General features: G+C 37.2%; 21 protein-coding genes. All 21 read right to left on the minus strand.

The features are described from left to right. Positions 1-84: 84 nt before the first annotated feature. A complete protein-coding gene (locus NE668_RS03875) occupies positions 85-1911 on the minus strand; it encodes a polysaccharide biosynthesis protein (RefSeq protein ID WP_227036817.1) in 1827 nt (608 codons plus the stop codon). Positions 1912-1948: 37 nt separating this feature from the next. Then, positions 1949-2692 (minus strand): polysaccharide biosynthesis/export family protein, encoded by a 744-nt coding sequence (locus NE668_RS03880; RefSeq protein WP_004693377.1) that lies wholly within the window; start codon positions 2690-2692, stop codon positions 1949-1951. Positions 2693-3101: 409 nt separating this feature from the next. Continuing rightward, positions 3102-3812 (minus strand): ABC transporter ATP-binding protein, encoded by a 711-nt coding sequence (locus NE668_RS03885; protein WP_195394902.1) that lies wholly within the window; start codon positions 3810-3812, stop codon positions 3102-3104. A gap of 1 nt (position 3813) precedes the next feature. Further along, positions 3814-4575, minus strand: a complete 762-nt coding sequence (locus NE668_RS03890; protein WP_024061204.1) for an ABC transporter ATP-binding protein — start codon at positions 4573-4575, stop codon at positions 3814-3816. An 11-nt stretch (positions 4576-4586) separates the two neighbouring features. After that, on the minus strand, positions 4587-5600 hold the full coding sequence (locus NE668_RS03895) for a branched-chain amino acid ABC transporter permease (RefSeq protein ID WP_024061205.1): 1014 nt from the start codon (positions 5598-5600) through the stop codon (positions 4587-4589). Further along, complete coding sequence (locus NE668_RS03900) at positions 5600-6481, minus strand: branched-chain amino acid ABC transporter permease (RefSeq protein ID WP_227036816.1); 882 nt, start codon at positions 6479-6481, stop codon at positions 5600-5602. Before NE668_RS03900 ends, NE668_RS03895 begins: the two co-directional genes overlap by 1 nt. A gap of 16 nt (positions 6482-6497) precedes the next feature. Beyond that, positions 6498-7646, minus strand: coding sequence for an ABC transporter substrate-binding protein (locus tag NE668_RS03905; RefSeq protein ID WP_101928159.1), 1149 nt, complete (start codon positions 7644-7646; stop codon positions 6498-6500). Positions 7647-7766: 120 nt separating this feature from the next. Beyond that, the gene (locus NE668_RS03910) at positions 7767-9686 is read right to left on the minus strand and encodes an ABC-F family ATP-binding cassette domain-containing protein (protein ID WP_227036815.1); all 1920 of its coding nucleotides are present in this window, start codon (positions 9684-9686) and stop codon (positions 7767-7769) included. Positions 9687-9714: 28 nt separating this feature from the next. After that, positions 9715-11037, minus strand: coding sequence for a type II secretion system protein GspD (locus NE668_RS03915; protein WP_227036814.1), 1323 nt, complete (start codon positions 11035-11037; stop codon positions 9715-9717). Then, complete coding sequence (locus NE668_RS03920; RefSeq protein ID WP_227036813.1) at positions 11019-11867, minus strand: hypothetical protein; 849 nt, start codon at positions 11865-11867, stop codon at positions 11019-11021. The genes NE668_RS03915 and NE668_RS03920 overlap by 19 nt, the downstream gene beginning before the upstream one ends. A 125-nt stretch (positions 11868-11992) precedes the next feature. After that, on the minus strand, positions 11993-12982 hold the full coding sequence (gene galE / locus NE668_RS03925) for a UDP-glucose 4-epimerase GalE (protein ID WP_227036812.1): 990 nt from the start codon (positions 12980-12982) through the stop codon (positions 11993-11995). A 9-nt stretch (positions 12983-12991) separates the two neighbouring features. Beyond that, positions 12992-14428, minus strand: a complete 1437-nt coding sequence (locus tag NE668_RS03930) for a phosphoglucose isomerase-related protein (protein ID WP_227036811.1) — start codon at positions 14426-14428, stop codon at positions 12992-12994. A gap of 83 nt (positions 14429-14511) precedes the next feature. Beyond that, positions 14512-14790 (minus strand): DUF1294 domain-containing protein, encoded by a 279-nt coding sequence (locus tag NE668_RS03935; protein WP_004697386.1) that lies wholly within the window; start codon positions 14788-14790, stop codon positions 14512-14514. 20 nt (positions 14791-14810) lie between these two features. Then, entirely contained in the window at positions 14811-15734 is a 924-nt protein-coding gene (locus NE668_RS03940) for an NAD-dependent epimerase/dehydratase family protein (protein ID WP_227036810.1), read from the minus strand. A gap of 22 nt (positions 15735-15756) precedes the next feature. Next, a complete protein-coding gene (locus tag NE668_RS03945; RefSeq protein WP_227036809.1) occupies positions 15757-16482 on the minus strand; it encodes a ribonuclease H1 domain-containing protein in 726 nt (241 codons plus the stop codon). A gap of 9 nt (positions 16483-16491) precedes the next feature. After that, entirely contained in the window at positions 16492-16983 is a 492-nt protein-coding gene (gene ybaK / locus NE668_RS03950) for a Cys-tRNA(Pro) deacylase (protein ID WP_227036808.1), read from the minus strand. A gap of 81 nt (positions 16984-17064) precedes the next feature. Then, entirely contained in the window at positions 17065-18063 is a 999-nt protein-coding gene (locus NE668_RS03955; protein WP_227036807.1) for a nucleoid-associated protein, read from the minus strand. Positions 18064-18090: 27 nt separating this feature from the next. Further along, the gene (locus NE668_RS03960) at positions 18091-19386 is read right to left on the minus strand and encodes an AMP-binding protein (protein WP_227036806.1); all 1296 of its coding nucleotides are present in this window, start codon (positions 19384-19386) and stop codon (positions 18091-18093) included. A gap of 1 nt (position 19387) precedes the next feature. Next, positions 19388-20494 carry an acetyl-CoA C-acyltransferase gene (locus NE668_RS03965; protein WP_227036805.1) on the minus strand — a complete coding sequence of 369 codons (1107 nt, stop codon included), beginning with the start codon at positions 20492-20494 and terminating at the stop codon, positions 19388-19390. A gap of 62 nt (positions 20495-20556) precedes the next feature. Beyond that, complete coding sequence (locus tag NE668_RS03970) at positions 20557-21069, minus strand: biotin transporter BioY (RefSeq protein ID WP_004693338.1); 513 nt, start codon at positions 21067-21069, stop codon at positions 20557-20559. An 8-nt stretch (positions 21070-21077) separates the two neighbouring features. Beyond that, the gene (locus tag NE668_RS03975; protein WP_227036804.1) at positions 21078-21644 is read right to left on the minus strand and encodes a hypothetical protein; all 567 of its coding nucleotides are present in this window, start codon (positions 21642-21644) and stop codon (positions 21078-21080) included. Between the last annotated feature and the right edge of the window lie 72 nt (positions 21645-21716).

Consider the following 21716-nt stretch of genomic DNA (forward strand, 5'->3'; position numbering starts at 1 on the left):
TCAATAAAGGCACAATGTATCAAAATTAAAATAGTCTTATACATATATCGGGTAATAAATGTATCGTCCACGACCTATAACGACCTATACATTATGATTTGGGTCGTATGTAGGAATGATATCCTGCAACACATTAATTACATCTATATCAGTTTTACATGTATCAAAACGCTCTATTTCACGACTTAGCCATTCTTGATTAACATCTTCTAGAGCTGCTTCAAAAATTTTCTTATGCGTAGTAGTATTCGTACCTTCTCCGGCAGTTAATAGTTCTTCATATAACTTTTCACCTGGACGTAAGCCAGTAAATTCAATACGAATATCCTTATTAGGCTCAAAGCCAGAAAGGCGAATCATATTCTTAGCCAAATCGACAATTTTAACCGGTCCACCCATGTCCAAAAGGAACACTTCGCCCCCATTACCCATGGCACCAGCTTGAAGTACTAATTGACTGGCTTCAGGAATAGTCATGAAATAACGTGTCATTTCTGGATCTGTAACGGTTACAGGACCACCTGCTTCAATTTGTTTACGGAATAAAGGAATAACCGAACCACGGCTACCAAGTACATTACCAAAACGAACTGTTATAAACTTAGTATCATATATGTGATTCATACCAAGTACAACTTTTTCAGCAACCCGTTTTGTAGCGCCCATAACGCTAGTTGGATTCACCGCTTTATCCGTGGAAATCATAACAAATCGATCTACCCCATGAGCTCCGGCTACATCCGCAACATTACGAGTACCATAAATATTATTTAATACCGCAGCAATTGGCTGGATTTCCATAAGAGGCACATGTTTGTGAGCTGCCGCATGAAATACTACATCAGGATTATAGTTTTTGAAAATTTGTTCTAATTGATTCTTATCGCGAATATCTGCAATGATTGGAACCAAGGTATCTTGGGGCGCAATATTGCGCAATTCTTGGTGAATAAGATAAATACTATTTTCACCATGACCTAGAAGCAATAGTTTTTTAGGCTTTACACGTAAAACTTGACGACAAATTTCAGAACCAATAGAGCCCCCTGCACCAGTAACTAAAACCACTTTATCCTTAAGATATGTTTCAACCTTGGACGTGTCGAGCTGAATCTCATCACGCTCCAACAAGTCCTCGATTGAAACAGGATGTAAATGAGATACAAGAACTTCATCATCAAGTAATTGATACATCCCCGGTAAAATATTGATTTTACATTTTAAGGGAGAACAGATTTCCATGATTTCTTGAATAATATCTCGCTTCACGGAAGGCATGGCAATAATAATTTCTTCTACCTTATACTTAGCAACTAATGCTGGAATATCTTCACGATTACCGAGAATTCTAAAACCATTCATAAGACGATTATGTTTAAACATGTCATCATCAACATAACCAATCACTCGACGAGAACGCTTATGATATCGTTCAATTTCACGAGCTATAGTTGCACCTGCATCACCGGCTCCTATGATCAATGTATTCACTTGGCCACTTTCACCATCGTCCCCACTGCTATAGTGAAGTGCCACATAATGAAGCAACATACGTCCCATACCAACAGCACCTGTAGTGAGGAACCATGTAATAAAATAGACAGAACGTGGTAATGACTTACCAAATACAAACATAGAGGAATAGAATAAAGCCGTACCAATTGTAGTCGCTACAAATACTGCTAATACCTCTCGCATCCCTGCATAGCGCCAAATACGTGTATATAAATGCATTATCAAGAACATCAACATATACGAAATAAGTAATAACGGAAGTGCATCCACCATTTGATTAATATATTGAGGTTCTATGTGTCCATCAAATCGAATAAAAAGACTGATAAAAGCAACGATTACAATCGTCACAATATCGGTAATAAACAATATGGATGGTAATAAATATGAACGCAAAAAAACGCCCCCTTATATGATAGATATCGCCTTATCTTTAATCCTTACCTATTCGTGATACCATATAAGCCCCTGTTAAGATTGGAGCAATATCACGAGCAAAGTTGATACGACTATTCTTAGTTAAGTAAAGAATATCACCTTCACGCATGATGTAGTTTTCAGACATATCTCCAGTTTGTAAAATACGATTTAAATTGATAGGAATCGGTTTCTCTGGATTATCTTGATGAATCAAGTAAATTTTCTTCTTTGCTGTATCCCAGTTAAAACTACCTGCAGCCCCAATCGCATCAATAACTGTACTAGATTTAGTCAACGTATAGGCGCCAGGCTTATTAATTTCACCAAATACATATACGCGAACACCGCCCAATTTCGATACATTTACTGTGATATCAGGATTAATGATATAACGAGACAAACCTTGCTGTAATTCAGCTGTAAATTCATCTACAGTTAAGCCATCTGCTTTTACAGCACCAACCATAGGAAACGATACATATCCATCTGGTCTGACGGTATACACAATGTCATTACCATTACGTGTACCAAGCTCTGCCTGCTGAACCACTTGAATATTCAGTTCATCGCCTTGACGCAGACGATATTCTTTATCAGAGCTAATTACAGATGCACTGTTTTCCAATGGTGCATGGCCTTCCATTTGTACATTCTTAGCATTATAAGGCTGATTAGTATTTATATTAACTGGTGCAGCCATAGCCATTGTTGTAGTACATAAGAATGTAGCCATCATCATATACTGTTTCTTCTTCATACTTACCTCTTTTTTATTCAACTTATTTAATTCATCACTTAATTATTGATGTATCTTATATCTAAAAAATCAGTCATGCTATTTTATCATTTTTTTAAATATACTTCTACAAATCTAGTATGTTACAGGCGAACTTCATATAATCTTCAACAACAATTCCCTAAAAATACAGTATTTTCAATATATGTTCATTAATTATTATTTGCTTTTTTCATTCTTAATTCACTAGATTTATTATTGATTATCTTAAAAATAATAAAAAATTTATAAACTCACTTCATTATCAGCTCATATAGTGCTTCTATTTCAATCAGAATTAGTGATAAAAAAATAAGGTGTATATATTAGAAATCTAGTATATACACCTTATTCAAAGTTTTTGACACTAATGTTCGCTTTATATAATTACTTATTCAACACGACCGCCTAAATAAGCTTCCATAACACGAGGATTATGGCGAACTTCATCAGCAGATCCAGATAATACCATTTTACCAGTCTCCAAAACATACGCATAATCAGCAATCTTCAATGCTTGACGTACATTTTGTTCTACTAAAAGAACTGTTGTTCCATCTGCACTAATTTCTTTAATGGTTTCAAAAATCTCATTTACTACTAAAGGCGCAAGCCCCATAGATGGTTCGTCTAGTAATAACAACTTTGGACGAGCCATAAGTGCACGACCAATAGCTAGCATTTGCTGTTGACCACCAGATAAAGTACCACCCAATTGATAGCTTCGTTCATCAAGAATAGGGAATCGTTTAAATACCTTTTTGATATCTGCTTCGATTTCTTTATCTTTACGTGTATAAGCACCCATTTCAAGGTTCTCATAAACACTCATATCTTGTAGTATTTGACGTCCTTCAGGAACTAAAGAGATACCATTTTTTACAACTTGATGAGTTTGACGACCTGTAATATCTTGACCTTCAAAAATCACTCGACCAGATGTGGGTTTTACAAGTCCCATAATAGTCTTCATCGTAGTAGTCTTACCAGCACCATTAGCACCAATAAGAGATACAATCGAACCTTGTGGAACCTCTAGGCTTATATCTTTTAGGGCTGTAATATGTCCATAACCAGCCACAATATTTTCTAGTTTTAACATATTACACCTCTTCTTTACCTAAGTATGCTTCAATTACAGCTTCATTATTTTGAATTTCTTGAGGTGTACCTTCAGCAATTTTCTTGCCAAAGTTAAGTACTACCAAACGATCACAGATATTCATCATCAATTCCATGGCATGTTCAATAACAACAACGGTAATACCTAGATCACGAATCTTGCCAATCAATTGACGCAAAACTTCAGTTTCACTATCATTCATACCGGCTGCCGGTTCATCAAGCAAGATTAACTGAGGATGTGTCGCTAAGGCACGGGCAATTTCAAGACGACGTTGCTTACCATACGGTAATGATGTGGCAACCTCTTCCGCATCTTCTTCAAGCCCTACAAGCTTTAAAAACTCATAGGCAATACCACGGCAACGTTCTTCTTCAATACGTTGACGTTTTGTTTTCAAGAAGCTAGATAGGAATCCAGAGCCGGTACGACAATGCATACCGGTTAATACAGTTTCAAGAGCTGTCATATTGCCAAAGAGACGAATATTTTGGAATGTACGAGCAATACCCATTTCAACAGTTCTATGAGGCTTAATGCCTACAACGGACATGCCATCAAATACGATTTCGCCCGAACTTACAGGAAATACACCAGTAATCAAGTTAAATAGTGTCGTCTTACCAGCACCATTGGGACCAATAACACCAAATACTTCACCTTGTTTAACGCCAAAAGATACTCCTGTGAGGGCTGCAACGCCACCAAAGCTTTTACTTACGTCATTTAATTCTAATAGCATTCAGTTCCCCCCTATCCTTGTTTTTCTTCTTGTTGTTTGCGTTTATATGCTTCAAAACGTTCTGTCAACACTTGTGATTCAGGAATATATGGAGCCTTTTTAAAGCCTAATTTGCGACTAATTTTGTCTACCATCGATTCTGTTAGAATACCATCTGGACGAACTGCCATCAAAATGACTAGTAATGCACCATAGATGATGTCCCGATAATCGGATAAGAAACGCAATACTTCTGGCAATAATGTAAGAATAAAGGAACCTAATACGGAACCCCATACTACATTAGAACCACCAAATACAGGGAATAATAAGATTTGTACTACCTTATGGTAGCTAAAGTCTGTAGGATTGATAAAGTTTGTAATATGAGCATACAAACCACCGCCAATACCAGCGATGAAAGCACCAATGATAAAGGCCATCATCTTGTAGTATACAACGTTAATACCCATCAATTCTGCTGCATGATCATCAGCCTTAATCGCTGCAAAGGCACGGCCCACACGACTATTATTGATTCGTACACAAAAGGCAATAATCAATACTAAAATAGCTAACAAAATAATGATAGCCATTAGATTGCCCCATGCAACAGCATCAATGCCCATTAAACCATCGATATCAAGTTCATAGGCTAAGTTTGTTAATTCTTGAGGAATGGATGGAATACCAGAAAGGCCTAATGCACCATTAGTAATATCCAAATTCAAGAAAATAACACGCACAACTTCGCCAAATCCAAGAGTAGCAATGGCAAGATATAATCCGCGAAGACGTGTTGTTGGTAAACCGATAATAACGGCTACAAGGCTAGCAACTAAACCACCAATGATAATGCCTAAAACGATAGGCAAATCAGCTTTCAAAGAAAGGATAGCGCCTACATATGCACCAACGCTCATAAAGCCAGCAGCCCCTAAAGAAAGCTGACCACTTGCAAGTGTGAAATATATTGAAATACCCATGATGGCATTGATGATGAAAAACATCACGATCTGTAGATAATACGGGTTCAATAAATCCATTATGGTCTCCCCCCTTTATCTTTAGATCCAAACAAGCCTTGTGGGCGCCAGAATAATAATAGGATGATGAGACCAAAGGCCACAGCATCACGGAATGTAGATGCGCCATATGCAACAGAGAAGATTTCTGCTACGCCTAAAATGAAGCCGCCAACCATGGCACCTGTAATATTACCAAGGCCACCTAAGATAAGTACTGCAAGGCCTTTAAAGCCTATAATAACCCCCATCGTAGGCTCAATAGCATTAAAGGACAAGCCTACCAACACGCCTGCAGCAGCACCTAAAGCAGATGCAATCATAACTGTAACAGATATAATCATTGTTGGATTAATACCCAAGAGAGCTGCTGTTTCCGTACTCATAGATACAGCGCGAATAGCCTTACCAATCTTAGTTTTCTTAATAACTATATTAAGAATCAGCATTAAAACAATAGAAACGCCTAAGCCAATAATTTGTACCATGGAAATTTTGAAAGCTCCAAAGTCGATTAGGCCACCAATATAGTCTGGTGGGAACGATCTAGTTTGAGGGCCCCAAAGCAATAATGCCAAACTTTCAAGGAAAATAGAAACACCAATGGTACTAATAAGTGGTGCCAAGTGAGACACCTTTTTCTTACGAAGTGGACGAAGCGCCACAAATTCTAAAAGATAACCAAGGATAGCACCGACAGCCATAGCTACGATAAGGGCTACAAAAATGTTAACGTCAAAAACAGTTACCATAAAAAGACCAACGAAGGCACCTATCATAAAGATGCCTCCGTGTGCCATGTTGATGATATTCAAAACGCCAAACACAAGTGTTAAGCCAATAGCGAGTACAGCATATAAGCTACCGAGGGTTAACCCGTTAATTAATTGTTGTAAAAACACTATACTACCTCAACTTTTATTTTTTTAATGCGTCAAATTGACCGTTTTTAATTTGTAAAACTTGAACTTCCATGGAAGGGTCGCGCTTTTCGTTGAACTTGAATTGACCAGTTACACCAACAAAGTCAGCAATATTTTTCAAAGCTTCTCGGAATTTTTCACGATCTGTAGTGGAACCTGCTTTTTTCAAAGCTGCTTCATAGAGGTATACCGCATCATAAGCTTGAGCTGCGAATTGGTCTGGTTCTTTACCATATTTATCTTTGTAAGCTTTACGGAAATCTTTTACCTTTTGATCGTCTTTGTTAGGGAACCAAGGTGTACCTACAATAACGCCATCAGCTGCAGCACCTGCAATTTTAATGAATTCAGGGCTGTTAAAGCCATTGGAACCAACTACAGGTTGATTCATACCCATTTCACGCATTTTTTTCATGATCAATGCGCCTTCTTGGTAAAGAGAAGCAACTACGATAACATCAGGTTTTGCTTGTTGAATCTTAGTTAATTGTGCAGAGAAATCAGTATCTTTATCTGCAAATGTTTCAGTATCAACGATTTGTACGCCTTCAGATTCCAATGCTTTACGAGCTGTATTATTTACAGATACCATTTGGTCATTGTTGTTGGAGTACATAATAGCTGCAGTTTTGAAGCCTAAAGTTTTATGTGCTTCTTTAATTGCAGTATCTACTGCCAAGGATTCAGGTACAGCATTACGGAAAATGTAATCGCCGATATCTGTAATACCTTCAGCAGTTGTAGATGTACCAAGAGCTACGATTTTGCTTTTGTTTGCTACAGGACCAGCTGCCATCATTTCACCAGATAACATTGGGCCGATAACAGCTACAACTTTATCCTTAGAAATTACTTTATTCATTGCATTAATTGCTTCGTTTTTATCACCTTTAGTATCTTCTACTAATAAGTTAATTTTTACAGCATTTGCATCAGCGTTAATTTCGCTTACTGCCAATTCTGCACCAGCTTTAATGGACTCACCATATGCTGCTGCACCACCAGTTGTTGTTGTTAACAATGCGATTTTAGCTTCATTGCTATTTGCATTACCTGCATCTTTATTACTGCCACAACCAGCAGCAACTGCCATTACACCAGCAAGGCCAAAAATGGCTGCTTTTTTTAACATGGATTTATTCATGTTACACCCTTCCTTTAAAACATAAAACTTTAATTCTATACCTATATTATGAGAAATTTCAATCTTTTGTCAATTAAAAGAAAATGATTTTAATTCCTTAATAATATATACATTAAAAAGCTATTCACATAGCCGTTCCCACTTCTCATATAATGAATCCAACTCAGTTTGAGTCTCTTCAATTTGTATGGAAATTTTAGACATTTCATCTAAATCTTGCTGAACTACAGGATTCGCTAATTGCACTTCATACATCTTCATCGTCGCCTCTAAACGAGCAATTTCAGCTTCTACCTCAGCTAATTGTTTTTCTACCATATAAGCATTTGGCTTCTTCTGATTTTCCTCTGTAGCTTCTGATACTGAAAGCATTGACTCATTAGTAGGAGTAGCTTTACTATCACTCTTACTGCTCTCAAAGTTTTTCTCATTAACTAATGCTAATAAGTCTTCTTGCTCTTTCAGTTTTTCCTTATAGTATGAATAATTACCGAGGTACTCTGTAATTTTACCTTCATCTAGAATTACTGTTTTTGTAGAAACTTGATCTAAGAAGTATCTATCATGAGAAATAATAAAGCAAGTCCCTTCAAACTGTTGTAATGCTCTCTCTACAATTTCTCGTGTAGGAATATCTAAATGGTTTGTCGGTTCATCTAAAATTAGGAAATTATCACCTTGAAGAAATAACTTAAGTAAAGCTAACCGAGCTCGCTCACCACCCGATAATTCACCTACTAACTTAAATACATCATCCCCTTTAAATAAGAACGACCCAAGCACATTACGCGCCTTATCCTCACTGTAGTTAAAGTAATTCATAATCTCTTCTACTACCTGCCAAGAATCGTGCAGCTCTTCGTGCTCTTGTGAGAAGTAACCGACTTGTACGCGATTGCCAATATCTACATGACCATTTTCAGGGAATAATTCTCCTACAATAGTTTTCACCAGTGTAGACTTACCAGCTCCATTAGGCCCGATAAGTGCTACGGATTCACCACGTCGAACAACAAGAGAGATATCATTAATAATACGACTTTCACCATATCCGACAGATAAATGATCCAAGACTAAAACTTTGTCAGCACTCATCGCTGCGGGAGGAAAAGAAAATTGTAAATGATGTGAAGTAACAGGTGCCTCTAGACGTTCTAATCGATTGAGTTGAGACTGACGGCCACGAGCCATTTTAGACTTGATACCAGCACGGTATTTATCTATATAAGCCTCTGTTTTCTTAATGTACTCCTGTTGCTTTTCATAAGCCACCATATCTGCCTTTAAGCGTTCATCCCGTTGTTGAATATACCGACTATAGTTACCGCGATAGGTTGTGGCTTTGTGATTATCTAACTCTACAACACCTGTGACAATACGGTCTAAAAAATACCGGTCATGACTTACAATGAGAATTCCACCCTGATAGGCAGATAAATAACCCTCTAACCACTCAAGCATATCCATATCTAAATGGTTTGTCGGTTCGTCTAAGAATAAAAAATCAGGACTACGTACTAATGCTTTAGCTAAGTTAATACGTGTTTTTTGACCACCTGAAAATGCATTAGCCGGCTTATCTAAGTCATCGTCAGTAAAACCAAGACCATAGACTATGCGCTTTGTCTTTTGCTCATAGTCATACCCACCTAACCATTCTAGACGATTCTGTAAATAATCTAAGCGTTGTAAATCCGATTCGCTAGCCTCTTCAGTTTCCAAACGACTAGTGAGCTCTTTTAATTGTTTTTCCAATGCATGAACATCGGCCCAAGCCTTTTCTATTTCCGTAGCAAGGCTATCATCTCCCAGATTTACATCTTGTTGTAAATAGCCAATACTAGCAACAGGCGACTTAACTACATTACCTTCATCCAGCTCTTCATAGCCTAATATGCACTTTAACAAAGTAGATTTCCCAGCCCCATTAGGGCCTACCAAAGCGAGTCGATCCCCTTCTTTTAACTCAAAGGACACATTGGAAAATACTTGGCGCACTCCAAACGATTTTCCAAGGCCTATCATTCGAATGCGTTCCATTCACAACCTCCTAATCATTTACTCTTCATTATACCACAGTTGCCCTCACTAACATTAACATTTCTATAGAATCTTTTGTTTTTCGACTATGACGAAATAATTTTCCTAACAAAGGGATATCTCCTAAAATAGGTATCTTTTGTATTTGATGTTGATCTCGATTGTCCATGAGTCCACCAATAACCAGCACTTCTCCTGGTTGTAATCGTACTCTTGTATGTGCTTGACGTGTGCTTATTTTATAGGCTTTCATTTCAGATACCATAATAGGTGTACTCACCTCTGCATGTATTTTAGCATCTACACCATCATCAGCAGTAATAATAGGAGTATAATTCAACTTAATGCCCACCTCTTCATAACGAGTAGAACGCTTTCGTTCTCCATTCACTTCCGATTCTTCTATAACTGGTATTCTTTCACCTATCAAGATATGTGCAGTCTCACCATTGATAGCCATAATAGATGGCTTTGCAATTAGAACGGCTTTACCTGAGCTTTCCATAAGACTTAGCTCTGGTTTTACAAAGAACTTATAGGCCTCTCCAGTCGGGGTTTTGCCAAAGGTAACGGCACCATAGGAATGTGTTTTATCTTCTCCATGACCTGTCAAGCTAAGCCAAGACCATCTAAATCCTTGTTCCTTAGCATAGGATTGTTCCATAGCAATGATGGTAGCTTCTAATTGCACTTGTTTTGGTTCCTTGTCGATAGCACGTACTAAGGTTTCTACACGTCGCTTTTCTCCACTCGTCAAATGCATAATTACTTCGTTTTGTTCTGAAAGCACTGCCATTTTATCGTTTTTTACCACTGTGCCTACCACATTTTTCAAAGACTCAGCTGGCAAATGTTCAGGTGATATAACATATAGCTCTCTTTTTTCAAGTGTTTCATCATCAGAATCAATAAGAAGGGTATTATGCTCCTTCGATACGGAAAAATGATATAACTTACCTAACTCATTAATAATTGCTTCTGGTGATTCTCCCTTTACAGTGGCCGTAATACTCCCTTTTAACGACTCTACACCAATAACGGATATACCATAACTACGACAAATGCCTAAGACGGTCTCCTTTAAGGATGCATTGCGTACAGAAATCGTTATGAGTTCGTTCCCAACCTTTTTTTCATTTTTATCTACTTCATTACTATTTACGATAGTTTCAGAACTACTAGTAGTTATCCTATCAGTACTATTAGTAGCTATCCTATCAGTACCATTAGCAAATACCATGAAGGGAGTTACAAGCATGACGACCATCCATAAGCTTATTTGCAATATAACAGTCACTATAATCTTATCTATAAATGTTAGACCTATAAAGCTTATTCGATTCTTAGCCACCGTGATGAACCTCCTTCAATAATTTCTACACCACTTGCAGTTATCTTAGATACTGATATTTCTTTCCAGACACTTCCTATACTAACCATTTGTTCCTCTGTGCCTTTTCGTAAAATGGCAATATTCTGTTGTCCCTCAATAATACCTATAAGCTCTATGGGATGTTGTTTAGTAGGATGGCTTACAGTAGTTTGTATACTGGATTTAACTGGTCCAACACTAGTATCTTGCCCCTTTATTTCAATATAATTATTTCTATGTTTTTTATTATTTCTTATTTGTTGATATTTTCCATTTCTACGACTTTTATCTTCCGCTTTTCCAAAAGTACTCATTTCATCATCGGACTCATATAAATTATTATTTATATCAACGAAATTGCCATTACTATCTTTAGTTATCTTATTCTGACCAAGTAAATCATCTATAGGAATATCTTTAAAAACCTCTCGCCAAGGATTTACTCGCTCAACACCGGTGATATCATATAATAATCGTCCATGAACATTGCTTTTTACCTCTCTATCCTTTACATCTTTTATATCACTTTCATCTTTAAAATAATTCTTTCCTTTCCCTGTTCTATTACCATGTATTGTTTCGTTTGATAATTTCTCTGAGCCTCGTTCATTTTGATTACCCTCTCTACTATTAGATTGATCTAAACTAATATGAATATTTTCCTCCTCATGAGGATAAAAAATACCAATACCTAAAAGGGCCACCGTAATGATAAGGAAAATACCAAGTGCAAACTTATAGTGGCGCATAATAAAATGCTGCTTATCAATCCACATTTTCATACGTTCTATATAGTCTCGTAAATTCATAATCCACCTCCTGCTGACATATTCTAGGAGGCTCTTTTAAAATCCTACAAAAAAATGACTCTACCAGTCACCACGGTGACTAATGGAGTCATTCATTATATTGACAAATCAAAACTATTTGTTCTTTATTTACTATTAAACCCATCTGGATGAGATGTATGCCAATGCCATGCATCTTTGATAACATCAGCAACATTACTAAATTTAGGATCCCAACCAAGTAAATTTTTAATTTTTTCAGAGGACGCAATTAATGTTCCTGGATCACCAGCACGGCGATCACCATATTGAACAGGAATATCGATACCTGTAACCTCTTTTGCAGTCTCGATGATTTCCTTTACAGAAAATCCATTGCCACTACCAAGATTAAATACTTGAGATTCTCCGCCTTTACGTAAGTAGTCCATAGCCAATACGTGAGCAGTTGCTAAATCATTGACATGAATATAGTCGCGTACACATGTGCCATCAGCCGTATCATAATCAGTACCAAATACAGTTATATGCTCTCTTTTACCGCGAGCCGCATCTAACACAAGTGGAATCAAATGAGTTTCAGGATGATGGTCTTCTCCAATTATACCAGACGGATCTGCACCGGCCGCATTGAAATAACGCAACGCAACATATGTAGAACCATAGATAGAACTATAATCAGATAACATTTCTTCTATCATCAATTTAGTGCGACCATATACATTTGTTGGTTGCAGTTGAGCATCCTCACGAATAGGCACTACCTTTGGCTCACCATACACAGCAGCCGTACTAGAAAATACAAAATGCTTTATACCTGCGGTACGAGCAGACTCAATAAGGTGATAGGAACCAACTACATTATTTTCATAATAAATAGCTGGATTTTGCATGGATTCACCAACTTGTGAGTGAGCAGCAAAATGCATGACACCTAGGATGTTATGTTCTTTCATAATGCCTACTAGTTTAGGATCTGCAATATCCATATTGTAGAACTTTACCCCTTCAGGAATAGATTCTACATGCCCTCGAGATAAATTATCTACAATGATTGGTGTATATCCTGCTTGTTGTAAAGCACGTACAGTATGACTCCCAATATAACCAGCACCACCTGTTACTAAAATATTCATAGTTCCCCCTCATGAATTATGTACATCCTTTGCTCGAGCCAATTTAGGTCCAATGAGACGCTTATAAACCTCTACCCCTGGTTGATCAAAAGCATCAACACCCGCAAAAATGGACTCAAAATAAACGGCCCAACAATGCATAAACATAATTTCTCCTAAATGGAATGCGTTTAATGTTGGTACAGTTATAGTCATGTTAAAACGATTGTCACTAGACAAGGCTTCTCTATTAGCATCTAAAGCAATATTTAAAATATCACAAATGCCTACATCAGATAGAGAGTGTAACCGTTCATATTGACTATAAGAATCAGGAACAATGAGATTATGTTTCCAGTCCTTAACCTTAATAAATTGAACTACCTTATTTAGGCGCCCCTCTTGATGCTCTTGAACTTGAGCATGCATATCCATAGTACCTACTGCTGCTACTGGCGTACGACCATATGGTAGACAAGTATTACTCATTTTTCCAAGAGATTCGGATAGGAGCTGCACATACCAATCAGATAATGAGTGGAGTGCTTCACTATAAGGCATAAACACCTCTATAATACGACCATATCGTTCAGATGCAATATATTTCAATAATGCACTTAAAAGGCCTGGATTTTTAAAAATGTCTTCTTCTTGACATGCTGCATCCATAGATGCAGCACCAGCTAAAAATCCTTCAATATCAAATCCTACAAGAGCGGCTGTTACAAAACCAACTTCTGTAAATACAGAGAAACGACCACCTACACCATAAGGAATGCTATAGGTCTTCCAATTATTTTCTATCGCCATAGATCGTAAAATCGTAGGATGTTCATCATCAGATACATCTGTAACAGCTATCACTTCGTAATTAATATTACGATCTTGTAAAGCTTTCTCCAAAATCATGAAGTTAGCCATAGGTTCAATGGTAGATCCAGACTTAGAATTAATAACGAGCATCACCTTATAGTCAGGTCCTTTTTTCTGAGCTTGACACTCTAACGTACGAATTAGCCCTACTAAGTAATCACCATCCACATTAAAGCCCGCAAAGTACATCCTAGGATAGCCGTCGCGTTCCTCTGCACTGTAGTTATTCCAAAATGCTCCACATTGTACATCAAAAATAACTTTGCTTCCCAAATAGGAGCCCCCAATACCTACAGATACAACTGTATCAATATTATGGCGTGCATAGTCACGTAATTCGTAAAGCCGCTCTAACATATCTGGTGTATTGATACCATCTTCTGAAATATATGGAAGTTGATAAAACAACACAGGTTCAGGTAAACCATCTTTAGAAACATGACCTTCTTCAAAGCCTGTAGAACGCAAAATATTTGTATGACGCCATACATTTTGTATAGCCCGTTCAAAATTATTCACATCACGTTCTTGTATGCAACTTTCATTATATATATTAGCATAATCTAACTCAAAACCTGATTGTAATCGCAACATCAAATATCTCCTTCACTGACATTTTATGTACAATATTCTCTTATTATATCATAAAAGAATGAATAAAATATTAGTTTATACAATCATTTCACCCACAAGCCATAACCGAATCCAACCGCATATACAGACCAAAGTAATGCAAAAGGAATGGCTAATTTAAATTTAAGCTTTAACGTCTTATGACGCCATAGGACCATACCTAATAAAGCACCAACACCACCAAAGGCAAACGCTAAAAATAATAATGTGAACTCTGAAATCCGATCATATCCATTAATGGCACATAATTTATCGTATCCGTACATACTGAATACGATAAGATTCCAGACACCTACAGTTACCCAAAATTGTGTATCACTCATATCCCCAAACCTTATTCTCCTTACTTATGATGAGCTTTAAAGTATTCTAATGTCTTTTGTAAGCCGTCCTCTAATGTTGTAGTAGCAGTAAAGCCAAAATCACGTTCAGCTTTCACATTACTTAAGCGCGAATGTTTAATATCCCCTATCCGCTCATCTTCATAATAAACCATAAAATCTGTCCCACTAATAGCCCGGAATCGCGTAATCAACTCATTCACAGATGTTCCCTTATTGGTAGATATATTATAAATACCTGTGCATTGACCATTCCCCATAGCCTTAATGTTAGCATCTACCACATCATCTACATAAATGAAATCTCTAGTTTGCTCACCATCACCAAATACAGTTAATGGTTGCCCTTCGACAATCAAACGGTTGAAAATACTGATAACGCCACCTTCACCGCCATCACCTTGACGTGGTCCATATACATTTGCATATCTAAAGCATACTGTATTTAATCCAAAAGCTTCATGATAAATTCGCAAATAGCCTTCTGCAGTAAGCTTTGTTAAGCCGTAAAAAGACGAAGGCATACCACTCAAGTCTTCAGTCAATGGCAATACTGCTAAGTCGCCATATACAGCAGCTGATGAAGGCATTAAAAATTGTCCAACATTCACTTTACGACAAGCATCGAGGACATTAATAAGCCCTATTAGATTTACATCACAGTCATAACTTGGGTTCTCCATGGAGGATTGTACCATTGTTTGCGCCGCTTCATGGAAAACAATAGACGGCTTAAACTCTTCAAATACAGATAGTAATTTTGGATCTCGTACATCCATCTCAATAAATTGAGCATCTTCATGTACAAAAGAGCGCATACCTGTAGATAAATTATCTATAACGAGTACATCGTGACCTAATTCAATTAATCTATCAACTAAATGGGAACCAATAAATCCGGCCCCACCAGTAACACATATATTCATAGCGCCCTCCCTTCTAACATCTTTAAATACCTGCACCTTGTTTTGCTAGTGCATCAGCCATTTCATTATATGTATCGCCCGTATGAGCAGCCACCTTGTGAAAGTAAACTCGCACACGATTTTTTATAGAATCATAAAATGCTGAGTACTCTTGGGTTAGCTCATTATTACGTTTCCATCCCTTAGTAGCCCACATTTCTATACCCATATAATCATAGTAAAGTGAACATTCAGAAATCCCATTATCAACGGCATATTTCATAACATGCATAGCAGCCAACAACTCGCCAGCTACATTCCAAAACGATGTATACCGTTTATCAGTAGAGGAAAAAGAAAAAGTTTTCCTCTTGCCATTCAAAAAGATAACCCCACCTGCCCCAACAGTATTAGTCTCTTTATTATAACTACCATCGATATACGCAACCATATAGTTTGGAGTAGTAAAATCTGGTTTCACAACATTTGCTGATACTTTACTTTGAATACTAGAACTAGAAACTATAGGCCTAGAATTTTTAGATTTAAACTTCACTTCTTGTGGCGATTTAAGTTCACTCTTTTTAGCGCTCATAAAACCACTTAAAGACAAACTTGAATCCTCTACAAAAGCACGTGCTTCGGCTTCTGTCGAAAATGATTTGTAAATAGCACCACCATAGCCCTTTACTTGTTTCTCACAGTCAGACCATGTAGTGTAAACTCCTGGTACACGACCCTGACGAACAGCATAAAACTTTTTTGCCATACGCCCCCCTTAATGGTCCATTGTCAGTTCAACAAATTCAGCATTTACAACAGATGCCAAATCCTTTGGATTTACCTTCATTTGCATACCGCGTAAACCTGCGCTTACATATACAAACTTTTGGAGTTCCATAGTAGCATCAAAATAGGTAGGAAATGCTTTTTTCATGCCTACTGGAGAACATCCACCGCGCAAATAACCTGTAATACCTAACAAATCCTTAACATGAACAAGCTCTACAGACTTATTATGACTAACACGTGCTGCCTGTTTCATATCTAACTCTTCAGCCACAGGAATACAGAATACTACATATCCAGTTTTGTCACCTTTGCCAACTAATGTTTTAAAGACTTGTTTCTCATCGAGTTTTAATGCTTCTACTACATGAAGGCCAGCAGCACGCTCTTCAGACCACTCATATTCGCTAATACTATAAGGTATCTTATGAGTATCTAAAATACGTAATGCGTTTGTTTTTTTATGTTTCTCTTTACTCATCATAACCTCCATATACTAGCATAGCAAATAAATTTAATCATTACATAATATATTTCTATAGACAAATATAATTTTTCATTACTATTTATTTACGATTTTATTAATATTTTTTAATTCAATACGCAAAGTACCATCATCATTAGTTTTTATCTCAATAAACTCACGATTTTTCATATATTCTACAGGAAATGAAATCTCAATACCTGTATCTGTTTTAATCTTATGATGCTCTCCAACCTTCGTGGCAAACTCACGATTCACTGGCAAAGGACGCAGCATATCCGCATCAGCTAATTCTTTCTTTGCCGCCTCTTGTTGAATAGGATTCGCTTTAAATACCTCTTCTACAATACGAACAGGATCAACGGTATCTGATACTTCTGCATTTTTAGCAATCATAGATTTAGCGGTTGTCAACTCAACAACGCCATCAGACTCATGAGCTTGAGCCACCTTATCTACGATAGTCTTTACCTTTCTCACCGTATCTCGCGAGGATTGATTAGTCCCTAATTGCAAGACCTTATCTGCTAGGATATAGGATACCTCACCATCAAATTCTCCTTTAGGTTCAAAAATTCGAACGCTAAAATCATGCAAATTAATGGATGCAAAGGCACGTAACTTCTGTGACGGCATCGGCAACACAGCCTTATGAGAAACGAGTTCTGTAGCCAATGTACCATCATCTTCACTGAATAGTTGATGGGTAAAAGCATCATGAGCTTGACACAAAAGAATACAAACATAAGACATATCCGTAACGGCTTCACAGATAATTGTATCAATAACAACAGAATCAGTAGCTTGTTTCATGTATGAAAATAAGTTTTCACCTAAATTCTTACATAAATCAATAAACTTAAGCTCTCCATTTTTATAATCTAATAATTGTTTGCCCATAGGGCTCGCATCATGTAAGATTCCGGTTCTAGCCCCTGGATCTTTAAAAGCCTTAACTACATGATTTGCTATATAATCTTGTATAGCTTGATCCCCAACCTTTAATTCATGTTCAGAATATACAGCTAACGAGGATGTAAAGTCGAAAATCTCTAGCGCCGCCTTATTAATCTGCATGATGCCTCCTTGTAGTACAAAAAATGTTTACCCTTTATTATACCACTCTTTTAGCTTTCGTTTATCAACTTTTGAGCATTCCGTAAGGGGTAGCATAGGAACTTCTATTATAGCTTTTGGCCACTCCACAGAAGGCCTTTTATTATGAATAAAGTCTATAACTTCATTCAATCTAGCCTCACCATCTAGCACCATATAAACTACGTAGTCCTCCCCTCGTATCTCATCAGTAATATCAATTATAGCAACCTCGGAAACCCCTTGTAAGGATTGTAAATACAATTCCATCTCTGGAATAGAAATTTTATATCCCCCTTTATTGATTACGTCGCCTGCTCTCCCATTAAACATTAGATAACCATCGCTATCGATATATCCACAATCATTTACAGTATATGTATTAGGAATCCCTTCAATATGATATTTTGTGGTCACATAAATAACATTATCAGTCTCTGCTATCTGTATGGTTGGGAATGGTCTCCCCACCGTACCTTCTCGCTCTAGCCATTCCTTACCTGTACAATACGTTATATAGTTAAGCTCTGATGCGCCATAGTACAAGATAAACTCCATATCAGGACATATATGTTGTAACTGTTCCATTAATTGTCGATCTAGAACTTGAGATCCTGCAATGATATATTTAATAGATGATAAATTACTTTTACAGTGTCGTACCAATAATCGTAATTTTGTTGGTAATGCATATATATGGTCTACATTGTATTCCTCTATGAGCTGTATCCATCTACTAGGACGCAATGAACTCGTAGTAACAACGGTTCCTCCAGCCCATAAAGCAGCAATGACCATATTGCTAACACCTGTGAAACTAAAACTCCCCTGTAAAAAGATTTTAACATCTTTGTTTATATGAAAAATATTATTTTGAATATCAAAAAAATCACGCCAAGACCTCTCTCGTCTCCACAAAGGTTTTGGTCGTCCCGTAGTCCCCGATGTAAGTACCCCAAAATCAGCTAATGGCGGTACACCTTCATAGGCTATAATACGAGCTAGCTCATCTACATAAGCCTTATCCATCTCATTGTGACATACCATAGGAATATTATCTTTATATAATGCCCCAAGCCACTGTGTAAGTTGTTCAACAAACGACAATTCCTGAATTAAAAGAACCTTAGTTTTTAATGTCTCTTTAGACTGAGTATGATTTACAATGCGACTTGTATTATTAATATCTACCGATAGAATAGCATCATATAGTTCACCATATGTATATTGTATGTCATCTACGATTAGGGCAATTTTATGGGGCTCTAACTCTTTATACTGTTGTAAGCGTTCAATAATTGTCATATTACATACGTTCCATAATTAAAGCCGATCCTGTGCCTCCTGCACCAGCAATAGCGCATAAACCATAACGACCACCACAAGATTCTAAAGCAGCCATACAGTGAAGCACTAATATAGCGCCAGAACATCCATAGGGATGCCCGTAAGCTAACGCTCCACCAAACAGGTTATATTTCCCAGTATGATTAGGATAAGTCTTATCAAAAAGAACATCAATAATGGCAAAGGCTTCATTCCATTCCACTACGTCAATATCATCCATAGTTAAACCTGTACGTTTTAAAATGGCTTCTGTGCTTTCAAGGGCACCCTCTGGACTAAACTGGGGATTTCCTGCCCAAGGTTTGACGCTATGAATTTTAAAAGGCCCTTTTTTATTAGATAAATATACAAAGGCTGCTCCATCATGAGTTAAACACGCATTGCCTGCATTTGTAATAGAGTCAGCTCCCAACAAAGGTTTCATCCTAGACAAGAGTTTTTCGTTCATCGTAGGTCGAATACATTCATCTATACATCTTTTACCATCTATAGTAATAGGCATAATATGTGACTGTAAATATGGGTTATCTAAAGCGGCTGATGCTCTTTGATGACTGCCAATAATATGCGGATATAAATCTTCCTTTGTCACATTATGTTTATGAATAGTCCGCTCGGCCCCTTCGAGCATGGCTAAAGGCGATTGATCTTGGGGCGTAAATTGAGCTACCTTATAGGCACCTTCTCGGTCATCCCCAGATGCATACACTCGCTCTGGCTGTAACGACGAACTTTCAATACCGCCTGCAATAGCAGAATCCATAATACCAGACACAATATGTGCATATGCTATCTCAATACTCATCAAAGCTGAGGCACATTGCATATCAACGGTGATAGCAGGCACAGAATTTGGCAAATTACACATAAGACCCATGAGACGGCCAAGGTTACCACCAGTACCAACTGCATTACCACAGAAGATTCCATCTATATGTGAAATAGTATAACGATTAATTATTTCATCAATTACTTGAGAGCCCAAAATCTCGGGTCTCATATGTTTATATTGTCCATTTAAAACGCCGATAGGACTTCTAAGCCCACCATGAATATATACTGACATATATACTCCTTCTATTAAAAGCAAAAAAGAGGCATCCCGCAGAATGCCACTTTAATTGTATTCTAAATTTTAACTTTAGTTGCTAACCAAGAAGCAACCAGACATTTTACGATATCTCCAGGAATAAATGGGAACATGACTACAGGCAAGGCCGCCCAAAGTTCTGTTTTTGTAACAATCATAAAACCTGCTACACCAAAGAGGTACACTACAGGAATGGTAATCACAAGAGATCGCCAGGCATAAGAGAAAAAGCTTTTTTTAGAACCTTTAAATATACTTAGTAATGTATATGCAACTGGCCAAGAAAAAATAAAGCCACCTGTTGGTCCCAACAATTTGCCAAGACCAGCCGTACCGCCAACAAATACTGGTAACCCAACTGCACCAAGCAAAATATAAATGATAAATACGATAAGTGCATCCTTAGGCTGTAACAATAGGCCGATTAATGTGGCTACCAAAGTCAAAGCCGTTACCATAGCGGGACTAAATGGCAATGGGAAAGAAATATATGCTGAAATACATAATAAGGCTGTTAATAAAGCCATTTTTGTTAAACGTCTTGTTTCCATAATTACCTCTAACTAATACATCTTTGTTTCAAAGATGATGAATCTTCATTTTCACCGAAAAACGTAGCCGAAAATGCCAATGTATCGCCAATGTAACCTTCTACATGAGCATCTTCAGGATATTCCACCAATGTTACCTTGTCATCTGCAATAACTGGTGCATGAAAATAAATCGCCATTTGCAGAGCAGATTTACTAATATTCCAAAAATTCCACATCGTTTCTAAAAGCATGCAGCCAGGAACAACATAAGGATTCTCACGATGGATTGGATTCGTATCATTAATATCATTTACAAATCGTATGACCTCTTCCTTAGAGAAAAATATAGCACCATCTGTTCCTTGTTGGTTTATAGTAGAACGAATGTTAAATTGTTTTGGCACTGGTCGTAAATCGACCATTAAGAAGCCAGACGTATCCATAATACCAATTGTGGTGGTTTTTGCTACTTTCGATACAATTTCACATACGGTTCTATCACTACCTGAGGAATCATAATGCATATGTTTAATAACGCTATGTCCCGGTAGGTTCAAATCATTATTACATAATGCTTTAAATAATGTTCTCATATAATCACAGTCCTTTTATTTATTCAATATCTTGATTATAATCAACATTATTTCATTCGTCAACAAAAGGCA

It is taken from the genome of Veillonella parvula, assembly GCF_024461875.1.
GTDB lineage: Bacteria > Bacillota > Negativicutes > Veillonellales > Veillonellaceae > Veillonella > Veillonella parvula_I.